The sequence below is a fragment of the Nocardioides marinquilinus genome, assembly GCF_039543705.1.
Taxonomy (GTDB): domain Bacteria; phylum Actinomycetota; class Actinomycetes; order Propionibacteriales; family Nocardioidaceae; genus Nocardioides; species Nocardioides marinquilinus.
Genome location: NZ_BAABKG010000001.1, coordinates 1,164,105 through 1,176,111, shown reverse-complemented (window position 1 = coordinate 1,176,111; position 12,007 = coordinate 1,164,105). Strand labels below are relative to the sequence as shown.

The window sequence follows — 12,007 nt, the reverse complement described above, 5'->3', positions numbered from 1 at the left end:
TCAGGCGGAGAACGCGCGGGCGACCTCGAGCAGCCGGTCGTTGCCCTCGGTCTCGCCGATGCTCACCCGGGCGCCCTCGCCGGCGAACGGTCGCACGGTGATGCCGGCCTCGTCGGCCGCGGCGGCGAACTCGGCGGTGCGGTCGCCGAGGGCGAACCAGACGAAGTTGCCCTGGGGCTCGGACACGTCCCAGCCGGTCTCGCGCAGGCCGGCCACGACCCGGTCGCGCTCGGCGACGAGGTCGTCGACGCGGGCGAGCAGCTCGCCCTCGGCCTCGAGCGAGGCGATGGCCGCGGCCTGGGCGACTGCGGAGACCCCGAAGGGCAGCGAGACCGCGCGCAGGGCCGAGGCGACGTGCTCCTGGGCGACGGCGTACCCGACCCGGAACCCGGCGAGCCCGTAGGCCTTGGAGAAGGTGCGGAACAGGACGACGTTGGGGTGGCGACGGTAGGTGGCCAGGCCGTCGACGGCGTCGTCCATGCGCACGAACTCGAGGTAGGCCTCGTCGACCACGGCCACCACGTGCTCGGGCACGCGGGCCAGGAACGCGTCGAGCTCGGCCTGCGTGACCGCGGGGCCGGTCGGGTTGTTCGGGGTGCAGACCATGACGATGCGGGTGCGGTCGGTGATCGCGGCGAGCATCGCCTCGAGGTCGTGGCGGCCGTCGGCGGTGACCGGCACCTTGACCGACTCCGCCCCCGCGGCGGTGACGGCGATCGGGTAGGCCTCGAAGGAGCGCCACGCGTAGACGACCTCGTCGCCGGGCGCGCAGAAGGCGTTGACGAGCTGGTAGATCAGCGCGACCGAGCCGGTGGCGACGGCGAGGTCGGTCACGGGCACCTCGAGCCGGGCCGCGAGGGCGTCGTACAGGGCGGTGCTGCCCATGTCGGGGTAGCGGTTCATCACCGCGACGGCGCGGGTGGCGGCCTCGACCACGCCCGGCAGCGGCGGGTAGGGGTTCTCGTTGCTCGACAGCTTGTAGGCCGTCATGCCCGGCCGCACCGTGGGTGGCCGTCCGGCGACGTAGGCCGGGATGGCGAGGACGTTGGGGCGCGGCTGCGGGTGGGCCATGACCCGCAGGCTAGCCAGACCGGGGCCGGGCGCTACCGGGCGGCGTACTTCAGCAGCGCCTGGCCGTCGGCGAACGACTGCGTCTCGAGCAGCCGGAGCCGCGGGGCCTGCCAGCCGTCGGGGAACAGCCGCCTGCCGCGCCCCTGGACGACGGGGTGCATCCACAGCCGGTACTCGTCGACGAGACCGGCCTCGATCAGCGTCGGCAGCAGCGAGAGCGAGCCGGTGCACACGATGTCGCGACCCTCGGCCTCCTTGAGCGCGCCCACCTCCTCGACGACGTCGCCGCGCAGGGCGGTCGAGTGGGCCCAGTCCAGGTCGTCGTCGGCGAGCGTGGAGGTGACGACGTACTTCTGCACCCCGTTGAGGTAGTCGGAGACGCCGGTGGCGTCGTCCGCGAGGTCGCGCCAGTAGCCGCGGAAGTCGGTGAAGGTCTGCCGCCCGACGAGGAGCGCGTCGGCCGCCCCGTCCTGCCGCCGGTTCTCGGCCGTCAGGGCGGGGTCGTCGGCCTGCGCCTGGTCGTCGAACCAGTCGCCGAGCATCTCGACCGAGCCGTCGAGGGTGATGTTCTGGGTGATCACGAGCTTCCTGGTCATGAGGGGTGCCGACCCCGCCAGGGCCGCAGACTCATCGCCAGGACGACGCCGACACCGACGCCGAGCGCCGCGCCGCTGACGTTGTCGATGACGTCGGTGACGTCGCAGGCGCGGTCGAGGCGGGCCAGCTCGAGCTGGGTGAGCTCGATGCCCAGCGAGTAGCCCGCGAGGAGCGCAAGCCCGAGCGGCACGGTGACGACCGCCCAGCGGCCCCAGGTGGCGGCTGCGACGACCAGCAGCGCGCCCGAGGGCACGAAGATCACGGTGTTGAGCAGGCGCTGGCCGCCGCTGAAGATCCAGAACCCGTCGGGCGCGGGGCCGCCGATGTCCCACGAGCAGGTCTCGAGCCGGCCCTCGGCCGAGACGATGCCGGGCGCCCCGTTGGCCGGGATGAGCGTGACGATCGCGATGACGACCAGCGACCACACCAGCAGCGCCACCGCGGCCGCGCCGACCAGGCCGAGGCGGCGGCGCAGCGCGAGGCCGAGCAGCGCGCACACGACGCCGGCGAGCGCGACGCCGAGCAGCATGACGCCGATGCCTCCGACCGGGAACACCGGCAGGAGGCTAGTCGGCGGTGCTGTGAGACCCGCCGCCGGTCAGTCGCCGGTCACTGCGGCGGCAGGACCACCTGGCCGCCGGGCAGCGACGGCAGGTCGCGGCCGAGGGTGACGTCGACCGGGTTGGTGAGGCAGCGGATCGAGCCGCCTCCCTTGTGGAACTCCGAGACGTCGACGACCACGACGTCGAAGCCCCACGCCTCGAGCTGGGCGCGGACGCGGTCGGGGCAGGCCGGCATCACCACGGTGCGGCCGACGACCACGGAGTTGGCCGCGAAGGTGGTCAGCGCCTCGTCCTCGGTGAGCACCAGCGGCTCGGGCACGAGGTCGAGCAGCGCCTGCGCCGAGGAGGCGTCGAGCGCGTCGGGGCACACCAGCGCCCGGCGGTCGTCGAGCGGGCAGAACGCGAGGTCGAGGTGGTACATGCCGGGGTGGGTGATGCGCAGGCCGCGCACCCGCACGCCGAGGTCGGCGGCCAGGTGCTTGAGCGCGAGCTCCTCGGTGCGGGGGCCGTAGCCCACGACCAGCGCGTCGCCGAAGGCGAACGCGTCGCCGGCCTCGAGGTGGGGGCCGACGCCGTCGCCGCCGAAGGACGACGTCGTCCAGCCCTGCCGGTCGAACCAGGCGCGGGCCGAGCGGGTCTCCATGCGGCGCTGCGGGTAGCGCATGTGCGAGAGGACGACGTGCTGCTCGGCGACCGGGCGGCCGGGGCCGGCGGGCCGCACGACGCCGAGGCCGAGGTTCATGGCGTAGACCATGTCGGGCGCGTCGGGGCGCTGCGGGACGACGTCGACCCGGGCGCCGAGGCCGCGCAGCGTCTCGACCATCGTGTGCCACTGCGCGGACGCGCGGGCGGGATCGGGCTGGACGGCGGGGTCCATGAACGGGTTGATGACGTAGTCGACGCGGAAGTCCGTCGGCTCGACCGCGACGTAGTGACGACCCCACTGCAGGTCCATGACTCGACCTCCCCCGGTTTGGATTGTCAGACAATCTGACAAGACCCATGGTGCCGCACCGCCGGGTCGTGGGCAAGCCGACGCGGCCGGCAGACGGCATGATGGGCGCATGACCTCGGGCACGGACGCCGACCTGCGCGACCCCGGGCCCGTCGTGCTCGGGCTCGAACCCCTCGCCCCGGCCTCCACCGTCGACCGGGCGGCCGACGAGCTGCGCCGGGCCATCTTCGACGGCGACATCGAGGGCGGGACGCCGCTGCGCGAGCTCGCGCTGGCCGAGGCGCTCGGCGTCTCGCGTCCGACCGTGCGCGAGGCGCTCGGCGTCCTGGTCGCGGAGGGCCTGGCCACGCGCGAGCCGCACCGTGGCGTGCACGTGGCCACGCCCGAGGCCGACTCGGTGCGCGACGTGTGCGCGGCCCGCTGGGTGCTCGAGGGTGCCGGCGTCGCGCGCTGGCGCGAGGCCGGCGAGCCGCAGCGCGAGCACGTGCGGCACTCGCTGCAGGCCTACACCGACGCCGTGGCCGCCGAGGCCAGCTACGAGACGCTCAACGCGCTGCACCTGGCCTTCCACGTCTCGCTCGTCGGGCTCACCGGCAGCCCGCGGCTGGTCGCCATGGCCACGAGCCTGGTGCACGAGCTGCGGCTCGCGCTGGCCCAGGTCGAGCGCCTCAAGCGCAACGCCCATGACCAGGCCGACTCCCACACCGCCCTGGTGCGGCTGCTCGACGACGACGACGTCGACGGCGCGCTCGCCTTCCTCGAGGCCCACCTGGCCTCGGCCGAGGAGGAGATCGTCGCGGCCCTCGGCCTCGGCTGATCCTGGGCGGGCCGGCGTACCGCCCGCCTGCCAGACTCGGGCGCATGCGGATCGTGCTGCGCCTGCTCACCACCGCCCTCGGCCTGGCCGCGGCGGCCTGGCTCCTCGACGGCATCGCCTTCCCGGGCGGCGCCCGTCAGGGCTGGGCCCAGGTGCAGGACGACCTCGTGCCGCTGCTGCTCGTCTCGGCCATCCTCGGGCTCGTGACGGCGATGGTGAAGCCGGTCCTGACGATCCTCTCGATCCCCTTCATCATCGTGACGCTGGGGCTGTTCCTGCTCGTCATCAACGCCGCCATGCTCGGCATCACCGCCTGGCTGGCCGGTGTGCTCGACATCGCCTTCCGCGTCGACGGGTTCTGGACGGCGGTCGGCGGCGCCCTCGTCATCACCCTGGTCACCTGGGTGGTCGACTCCTTCGTCGGCGACCTCGACGACGACCGCCGCTGACGTGCCGATGAGCGCCGCACTGCCCCCGCCCCGCACCCCGGGCCGCTACGCCGTCGGGCTGGTCTGCCTGGGCAACATCTGCCGCTCCCCCACGGCCGACGTCGTCCTGTCGGGCAAGGTGGCCGAGGCCGGGCTGGCCGACCGCGTCGAGGTGGGCAGCTGCGGCACCGGCGGCTGGCACGTCGGCGAGCCGATGGACCCGCGGGCGGCGGCCACGCTGAGCGCGGCCGGCTACGACCCCACCCGCCACCGCGGACGCCAGTACGACGAGGCGTGGGCGGCGCGGTTCGACGTCGTCCTGGCCATGGACGCCGCCAACCTGGCCGACCTCGGCGGACGCCGCGCCGACGGTCGCGTGATGCTGTTCGGCGAGCTCGACCCCGTCGCCCCCGGCAGCGAGGTGCCCGACCCGTACTACGGTGGCGCCGACGGCTTCGAGGAGGTGCTGGAGATGGTCGAGCGCACCAGCGACGCGATCGTCGACGCGCTGCCCGGCCTGCTCGAGCCCACCGCGTCGACGGGGGACGACGCGTGACCCGCCGTCCGACCCTGGCCCGACGCGCCGAGGCCCTGCTGGGCGCGGCCGTGGTCTCGACCGCGCCGGTGGCGGGCGGCGACGTCGCCACCGCCACCAAGCTGCGGCTGTCGAACGGCACCACCGCGTTGATGAAGACGCGGCCGCACGCGCCGCCCGGGTTCTTCGACCAGGAGGCGTGGGGCCTGCGGTGGCTCGCCGAGGCCGGCGGCGTCCGCGTGCCCGAGGTGCTGGCCACCGACGCCGACTGCCTGGTGCTGGCCTGGGTCGAGCCGGGCCGCATGACCGCCGACGACGCCGCCGCCCTCGGTCGCGACCTCGCCGCCACCCACGCCGCGGGCGCGCCGTCCTTCGGTGCCGAGCGTGACGGCTTCATCGCCTCGCTGCCGATGCCGAACCGGGCCGCCGACACCTGGGCCGAGTTCTACGCCGTCCGCCGGCTGCTGCCCTACGCCAAGCTGGCCCACGACCGCGGCGCCCTCGACACCGACGGCGTCGCCGCGATCGAGAGGGTCGTGCCGCGGCTGGCCGCGCTGGTGCCCGACGAGCCGCCCGCGCGCCTGCACGGCGACCTGTGGAACGGCAACGTGCTGTGGGGGCAGGAGGGCGCCGCCTGGGTGGTCGACCCCGCCGCCTACGGCGGTCACCGCGAGGTCGACCTCGCCATGCTCGCGCTGTTCGGGCTGCCGCACCTGCCGCGGCTGCTCGAGGCCTACCACGAGGCCACGCCGCTCGCAGACGGCTGGGAGGACCGCGTCGGCCTCCACCAGCTGTTCCCGCTGCTGGTGCACGCCTGCCTGTTCGGCGGCGGGTACGGCGACCGCGCCGCCGCGACGGCCAAGCGCTACGGCTGAGGCTGCTCGGGCTGAGGCTGCTCGGGCTGAGGCTGCTCGGGCGCGGGCTGCTCCGGCTGGGTGGCCTGCTGCTCCGGCTGCGGCGCCTGCTGCTCGGGCTGGGGCTGCTCGGGCTGGGGCTGCTCGGACGCCGGCTGCTCGGACGCCGGCTGCTCGGCCTGCGGCTGCTGCTCCGTCGTCCCCGGTCGCGGCTGCTTGCCGCGCTTGGACCGGCGCGAGCCACCCTGCTTCGGCGCCTGCTCACCCTGCGACCGACCCTGACCACCCGGCTGACCCGGCTGACCCGGCTGACCACCGGGTCGCGGACCCGGCGCCCCGGGGCGGCCGCCCTGCTGGCCGCGACCGCCACGCTGACCGCCCTGGGCACGCGGCTCGGCACGCCCGCCGAGGAACAGGTCAGCCGCGCCGGTGACCAGCGGCGCCGCGAGGGCCTGCGGCGAGAGCCACAGGCCGGCGAGGGCGTCGTCGTCCACGACGGGCACGGCGACGCGGACGTCGGTGACGCCCACCTCGTCGCCGAAGACCTCGAGCACGAACGGGTCGATGTCGCGTAGCGACTCGACGACCTCGGCGACGGTGCGCTTGCGGGCGGCGGCGAGCCGGTTGGCGAGGGCGTCGGCGGTGCCGTGGGCGCGACCACGCGAGCGGGCGCCCTGGTCGATCTGCTGCATGGCGGCGCCGACGGCGTCCAGCGCGGTGTCGAAGACCTCGGTCCAGCCCTCGCCGCGCAGCGGCACCTCGTGGGTGCGCGGGCCCTTGTCACCGCGGTCGCCGCCGCGCTCCGGACGCCGCGCGGCCGCGGGCCGGGTGAGCGCGACCGGGATGGGCAGCCACGAGCCGCCGCCGGACGGCGCCGTGCCGAGCGCGACCGGTGTGGCGCGGCCGCCGGCGAGCACGACGGCGTCGGCGCGGGCCAGCTGGCGCCGGTCGAGCCTGCTGACGTCGCCGGCGCGGTGGCTGTCGCCGTGGTGCGCCATGACGGCGTCGACGAGCGCGGTTACGGTCGTCGACGTGCGCGCCTGCTGCCAGAACTGCTTGCCGCCGTCACCGCCCCCGTCGGCGCCGACGCGGTCGAGTCCGAGGGCGACCATGACGAGCGGCTCGCGCCCGGTGACGCCCAGGCGCCGCAGCGCGTCGCGCAGCGGGTCGGCGGCGGCCGGTACGCCGGCGTTGACGGCCTCGAGCACCGCCAGCCGGTAGGCCTGCGCGGCCAGCGGCACGTGGGGGGCGAAGGCCGGCGCAAGCTGGCCCAGCGTGACGTGGGCCGGGTCGAACCCGGCCTTCTCGGCGCGCGAGGAGAGCAGCGCCGCCACGGCCAGGCGCACGACCTGCTGGGTGGCCCAGTCGCGCGGGCTCACGGTCCAGAGCCCGGCGCTGCGCTCGGCCAGCACGCTCATGTGCCGGTCGGACGGCCGGCCGGGCACGGCGAGGCGGGTGGCGGGCAGGATCAGCTCGCGGGAGAGCGACTCGGCCATGGCAGAGAACCTAGACGGCGGGCCCTGGGGCAGGGGAAGCGGGTTTCGCCGGTTCGCCCGCGCGAACCGGCGACGGCCCTCACACTGGGCCACTCCTGCGACCCGAAGGCGGCTCCAGCCCCATGCGCTCCCTCCTCACCCGTGGCCTCACCGCGCTCGTCCTCGTCGGCTCCCTCGCGGCCGTCGCGCCGGCCGCCCACGCCGAGACCGTCGTCGTGCGCGACGCGCGCGGCGACGTGAAGCGGTTCGCGCCCAACACAGACCGCGACGCGACGATCTCTCGCGCGCCGCGCGAACGCTCCGCAGACATCACACGGTTGCGTGTGACGCACAGCTTCAAGCGGATCGGAGTGGGCGTGAGCGTCCGCGACCTCGACCCCGCCGCGACTCAAGTCCTCGATATCCAGCTGCGGCTGCCGGGCGGCGACAGGGCCTTCGTCTCCGCGTCGACCTTCGACGGCCGGTGGTCGACCTTCGCCGCTGCCGGCGACGCCGAGGGCTTCCGGGAGTGCCAAGCCTGGACGACGCCCCGGCCCGCCCTCGACAGGCTCGTCGTGACGATCCCCCGACGCTGCCTGAACCGGCCCGACTGGGTACGGACCACTGTCAGCCTCGCCACGATCGAGGGCAACGAGAGACGCGAGATCGCTTTCGTGGACGCCGTTCACCAGCGCATCGGCTTCGGTGAGTCCCCACTGAGATACGGCCCCAAGGTCCACGTCGGATGACGACCGGCCTCTCCATGCGTGCCTCCATGCGTGCCTGCCTGCTTCACGGCCTTGCCGTGCTCGTCGCCACCGGCTCCCTCGCCGCCGTCGCGCCCGCCGCCCACGCCGAGACCTGGCACGTCACCGACCGGTGGCACGACGTCCAGTCGATGGACACCTCGGGCGACGGGCCGATGTCGACCACCCCGCGCAACCGGTCGGCCGACATCACCGCCCTTCAGGTCCACCACGGGACGCGGTGGGTGACCGCCACGCTTCGCGTGCGGGACCTCACGCCCCGCGACCGCGTCGTCGTGGTCTCGCTCGCGCTGCCCGACCGGGTCGAGGGCTACCTCGCTGCCTGGCTGGTCGACGGCGAGATCGAGGCCGAGTCCAGCCTGCTCGACGGCATGGACTTCATCGACTGCCCCGCCACCGCGAGCACGCAGCCGCGCCGAGGTGTCGTCCGACTGGCCGTGCGTCGTGACTGCCTCGGTGATCCCGAGTGGGTCCGGGCCAACGGCTCCGTCTCGGCGGGTTCCGAGCGCTCCTTCGACGACAGCCGGCGCGCCTTCACCGACGTCGTCCTCGGCCCCGTCCGCACCCGGACCGGGCGCGTCGCCTACGGCCCCAGGATCGAGGTCGGCTGAGGATGCGCACCCTCCTGACCCGCGGCCTCGCCGCGCTCGTCGCCGCCGGCTGCCTCGCCGCCGTCGCACCCGCCGCCCACGCCGAGACGTGGCGCACCACCGACCGGTGGCACGACGTCCGCTCGGTCGACACGACGTCCCTCGAGGACCGTCCGTCGGTGCCGGCTCCACGCAACCGCGGCAGCGACATCACTGCCCTGCAGGTCGCCCACGGGCCACGGTGGATCACCGTCGAGGTCTCGTTGCGCGAGGTGCGGCCGCGCGACCGAATCGTGATCGTCGAGCTCGACCTGCCGGGGCGGATCGACGCGACGCTGATGACGATCCGCACCGACGGGCAGACGCTGACCTCGGCGTGGCTCGAGGAGGGCCTCAGCGAGTACGACCCGTGCCGGTCGGGGTCCACGACCCTGCCGCGTGCAGGCATGGTCCGACTGTCGGTGCGGCGCGACTGCCTGGGCGACCCGGCCTGGGTGCGGGCGAACGCCCTGGTGGCGACCGGCTCGCGGGAGAGCCTCGACGACAGTCCGCGCACCCTGCTCGACGTCGCGCTCGGGCGGCCTGGGACCCACGGCTCACCCACGACCTACGGCCCACGGGTCCACGTCGGTTGACCACCCCCGACCCCACCAGACAGAAGGACCACGAACCGATGCGCTCCCTCCTGACCCGCGGCCTCGCCGCGCTCGTCGCCGCCGGCTGCCTCGCCGCCGTCGCACCCGCCGCCCACGCCGAGACGTGGCGCACCACCGACCGGTGGCACGACGTGCACCGGCTTGGCACCGAGGACGGCAGGATCGGATCACCCGCTCCACGTCAGCGCGCGGCCGACATCACCGCACTGCAGGTCGACCACCGCAGCCGGTGGCTCAGCGTCACCGTCTCGCTGCGCGACGTCGGAGCGCACGACCGCATCGTCACGGTCCTGCTCGACCTGCCCGGCCCGGCCACCGGCGAGCTGCTCGCCTTCCGCAGCGGGGGCACCGAGGAGGCGGTCGCGACGCTGTACGAGCCCGGCACGGGGTCCGGCTGCACGGCCCGCACCGAGTCGTTCCCCCGTCGGGGCGTCGTCCGCGTCGCAGTGCGGCGGGACTGCCTGGGCGACCCGGCGTGGGTGCGGGCGAACGCGACCGTGATGACCGGCTCGAAGGGACTGACGGAGCGGAGCGGACGCCTCTACCTCGACGCCGCCCTCGGTTCTATCGGCCGGACGGTCTCCGACCCGACCTACGGCGCGCGCGTGTACGCAGACTGACGCTGCTCCGCGGCGGTCAGGCCGAGGTGCCGGGCTCCAACCGGGCGCCGGCCTCCAGCGTGACGCCGTCGCCGACGATGCTGCCCCGGCCGACGAGCGCGATGGCGTCGCTGTCGTCGAGGTCGGCGTCGGGCGAGCCGACGACGGCGTCCGCCCCGATGTCGCAGCGCACGTCGACGATCGCGCGGTGCACGCGGGCGCCCGCACGCACGACGGTGTCGGAGAACACCACGCTGTCGACGACCTCGGCGCCGGCCTCGACGACGGCGCCCGGTCCGATGACGCTGCCCCGCACGGCGCCGGCGATCGTCGACCCGGGGCTGATGAGGCTGCCGGACACCTCGCAGCCCTCGAGCAGCCGGGCGGGCGGCCGCTGGGGCTGGTGGGTGAGGATCGGCCAGCCGGCCACGCCCAGGACGCCGGACTCGCCGTCGAGCATGTCTCGGTGCGCCCGCAGGTAGTGGTGCGGCTGGCCGACGTCCTTCCAGTAGCCCGGCAGCCGGTGCGCGACCGTGCGGTCACGCTCGACGAACCGCGGCAACAGGTGCTCGCCGAAGTCACCGATGCCCGTGTCGCCGGCCTCGGCGTCCTCGCCGAGCTCGCGGTGGAGGTCCTCGAGCACCTCGGCGAGCACGCGGGGGTCGTAGGCGAAGACCTCGGAGGCGACGGTGCCGTGCGGCGGGTCGTCGGGCTTGTAGGCGAAACCGGTGACCCGGCTGCCGTCGGCCCAGCTGCCCGGAGCGCCGTCGACCGAGACGACGGCATGGTCGCCGGCCTCGGCCTGCGGCACGTCGGTGACGACGACGGTGCACTCGGCCTCGGCGTCGAGGTGGGTCTCGACGAGGTCGAGGTAGTTGAGCCGGTAGACGTGGTCGGCGCTCATCACCAGCAGCACGTCGGGGTCGACGCTCGCGATCTGGTCGCGGATGCGGAACAGCTCGTCGGCGTTGCCGCGCGCGAACCCGTCCTCGTCGAGGCTGCCGGTGCCCTGCTGGGGCATCAGCAGCCGCAGGCCGCCGTCGTTGCGGTCGAGGTTCCACGGCCGGCCGTTGTGGACCTGCTCCTCCAGCGTCGCGCCCTGGTACTGGACCGAGAGCCACACGTGGTCGACCCCGCTGTGGGCGAGGTTGCTGAGCGGGAAGTCGACGAGCTGGAAGACGCCTGCGAACGGCAGCGCGGGCTTGGCGCGCTCACGGGTGAGCACGTCCATGCGGCTGCCGGCGCCGCCGGCCTGGATGATGGCGAGCAGCCGCGGCCGGTGAGAGAGGGGCACGGCGCTCATCGTGGCACCGCGACGGCCCGCGTGGTCAGCCGACCGGGTAGTTCGTGCGCAGCAGCTGCGCCGCGTGCACCGCGTTGCGGGCGACGGTGGCCGTGGTGCCCTGCGTGGCCTCCGGCGACGGGTCGAGGTCGTTGTAGTCGGTGCTCTGCATCGCCTCGCCGGTCCAGTAGGTCACGCCCTGCGCCGGGATGGTGTAGCCGACGTCGTTGAGCGCCTGGAACAGCTCGGCGGAGGTGTGGTGGGCGCCGTCCTCGTTGCCGACGACCGCCACGACGGCGACCTTGCCGACGAGCACGGGGCGGCCCTCGTCGTCGGTCTCGGCGATCTCGTTGTCGAGGCGCTCGCAGACCAGCTTGGCCACCGACGACGGCTGACCCATCCAGATCGGCGTCGCCAGCACCAGGATGTCGGCGGCCAGGACCTGCTCGCGGATGCCCGGCCAGGCGTCGCCGTCGCCCTCGTCGGCGGACACGCCGAAGCGGACGTCGTGGTCGACGATGCGCACGACGTCGCCGCGGACGCCGTGCTCGGCCAGGCCGGCGAGCACCTCGCGGCCCAGCTTCTCCGAGCTGGACGGCGCGGGCGACCGCTTGAGGGAGCACACGAGCAGCAGGGCGGTCAGGTCGGTCGTGTCGCTTACGTCGGTGGTGATCGTCATGCCTCCACCGTGACGCGGCGCGGCGGGCCGGCGCAGGTCCGGCCGGGTGAGAGCGGGGGTGAGTGGCGCGAGGAGCCGTCGGCAGGCGCGCTCGCACCTGCAGCGGATCCGCGCCCTGGGCGGTCCGCGCCGGATGTGA

At 74.7% G+C, this 12,007-nt stretch carries 15 protein-coding genes; 8 read left to right on the top strand and 7 right to left on the bottom strand.

The window, feature by feature from the left end:
• Genes hisC through ABEA04_RS05640 form a run of 4 tightly spaced genes read right to left on the bottom strand, consistent with a single transcriptional unit; the run spans position 1 to position 3,186 of the window.
• Positions 1-1,071 (bottom strand): histidinol-phosphate transaminase, encoded by a 1,071-nt coding sequence (gene hisC, locus ABEA04_RS05655; RefSeq protein ID WP_345455396.1) that lies wholly within the window; start codon positions 1,069-1,071, stop codon positions 1-3.
• A 32-nt stretch (positions 1,072-1,103) separates the two neighbouring features.
• Positions 1,104-1,667 carry a dihydrofolate reductase family protein gene (locus tag ABEA04_RS05650; protein ID WP_345455394.1) on the bottom strand — a complete coding sequence of 188 codons (564 nt, stop codon included), beginning with the start codon at positions 1,665-1,667 and terminating at the stop codon, positions 1,104-1,106.
• Positions 1,664-2,224: a VanZ family protein gene (locus ABEA04_RS05645; RefSeq protein ID WP_345455392.1), complete on the bottom strand. Its 561-nt coding sequence runs from the start codon at positions 2,222-2,224 to the stop codon at positions 1,664-1,666. Before ABEA04_RS05645 ends, ABEA04_RS05650 begins: the two co-directional genes overlap by 4 nt.
• Positions 2,225-2,277: 53 nt before the next feature.
• Positions 2,278-3,186 carry a dimethylarginine dimethylaminohydrolase family protein gene (locus tag ABEA04_RS05640; RefSeq protein WP_345455390.1) on the bottom strand — a complete coding sequence of 303 codons (909 nt, stop codon included), beginning with the start codon at positions 3,184-3,186 and terminating at the stop codon, positions 2,278-2,280.
• A 109-nt stretch (positions 3,187-3,295) separates the two neighbouring features.
• Here ABEA04_RS05640 and ABEA04_RS05635 point away from each other — a divergent pair, with 109 nt between their 5' ends.
• From ABEA04_RS05635 to ABEA04_RS05620, 4 genes are read left to right on the top strand one after another with little or no spacing between them, the layout of a single operon-like run.
• Positions 3,296-4,003, top strand: a complete 708-nt coding sequence (locus tag ABEA04_RS05635) for a GntR family transcriptional regulator (protein WP_345455388.1) — start codon at positions 3,296-3,298, stop codon at positions 4,001-4,003.
• A gap of 44 nt (positions 4,004-4,047) precedes the next feature.
• On the top strand, positions 4,048-4,452 hold the full coding sequence (locus ABEA04_RS05630) for a phage holin family protein (RefSeq protein ID WP_345455386.1): 405 nt from the start codon (positions 4,048-4,050) through the stop codon (positions 4,450-4,452).
• Positions 4,453-4,459: 7 nt separating this feature from the next.
• Positions 4,460-4,987 (top strand): low molecular weight protein-tyrosine-phosphatase, encoded by a 528-nt coding sequence (locus tag ABEA04_RS05625; protein WP_345455384.1) that lies wholly within the window; start codon positions 4,460-4,462, stop codon positions 4,985-4,987.
• Positions 4,984-5,841, top strand: coding sequence for a fructosamine kinase family protein (locus ABEA04_RS05620; protein ID WP_345455382.1), 858 nt, complete (start codon positions 4,984-4,986; stop codon positions 5,839-5,841). The genes ABEA04_RS05625 and ABEA04_RS05620 overlap by 4 nt, the downstream gene beginning before the upstream one ends.
• On the opposite strand, the gene ABEA04_RS05615 is transcribed toward ABEA04_RS05620, so the two are convergent.
• Positions 5,832-7,316: a hypothetical protein gene (locus ABEA04_RS05615; RefSeq protein WP_345455380.1), complete on the bottom strand. Its 1,485-nt coding sequence runs from the start codon at positions 7,314-7,316 to the stop codon at positions 5,832-5,834. The two genes, ABEA04_RS05620 and ABEA04_RS05615, sit on opposite strands and share 10 nt — an antisense overlap.
• 122 nt (positions 7,317-7,438) lie before the next feature.
• On the opposite strand from ABEA04_RS05615, the gene ABEA04_RS05610 reads away from it, so the two are divergent.
• Genes ABEA04_RS05610 through ABEA04_RS05595 form a run of 4 tightly spaced genes read left to right on the top strand, consistent with a single transcriptional unit; the run spans position 7,439 to position 9,928 of the window.
• Positions 7,439-8,044, top strand: a complete 606-nt coding sequence (locus ABEA04_RS05610) for a hypothetical protein (RefSeq protein ID WP_345455378.1) — start codon at positions 7,439-7,441, stop codon at positions 8,042-8,044.
• A gap of 14 nt (positions 8,045-8,058) precedes the next feature.
• The gene (locus ABEA04_RS05605) at positions 8,059-8,673 is read left to right on the top strand and encodes a hypothetical protein (RefSeq protein WP_345455376.1); all 615 of its coding nucleotides are present in this window, start codon (positions 8,059-8,061) and stop codon (positions 8,671-8,673) included.
• Positions 8,674-8,675: 2 nt separating this feature from the next.
• On the top strand, positions 8,676-9,287 hold the full coding sequence (locus ABEA04_RS05600; protein ID WP_345455375.1) for a hypothetical protein: 612 nt from the start codon (positions 8,676-8,678) through the stop codon (positions 9,285-9,287).
• Between the two features lie 38 nt (positions 9,288-9,325).
• Entirely contained in the window at positions 9,326-9,928 is a 603-nt protein-coding gene (locus ABEA04_RS05595; RefSeq protein WP_345455373.1) for a hypothetical protein, read from the top strand.
• Between the two features lie 16 nt (positions 9,929-9,944).
• Here the strand turns inward: ABEA04_RS05595 and ABEA04_RS05590 are convergent, their stop codons facing one another.
• Together ABEA04_RS05590 and ABEA04_RS05585 are read right to left on the bottom strand one after the other, a co-directional pair.
• Entirely contained in the window at positions 9,945-11,201 is a 1,257-nt protein-coding gene (locus tag ABEA04_RS05590) for a glucose-1-phosphate adenylyltransferase family protein (RefSeq protein ID WP_345455371.1), read from the bottom strand.
• A gap of 34 nt (positions 11,202-11,235) precedes the next feature.
• On the bottom strand, positions 11,236-11,868 hold the full coding sequence (locus tag ABEA04_RS05585) for a flavodoxin family protein (RefSeq protein WP_345455369.1): 633 nt from the start codon (positions 11,866-11,868) through the stop codon (positions 11,236-11,238).
• Positions 11,869-12,007: the final 139 nt, after the last annotated feature.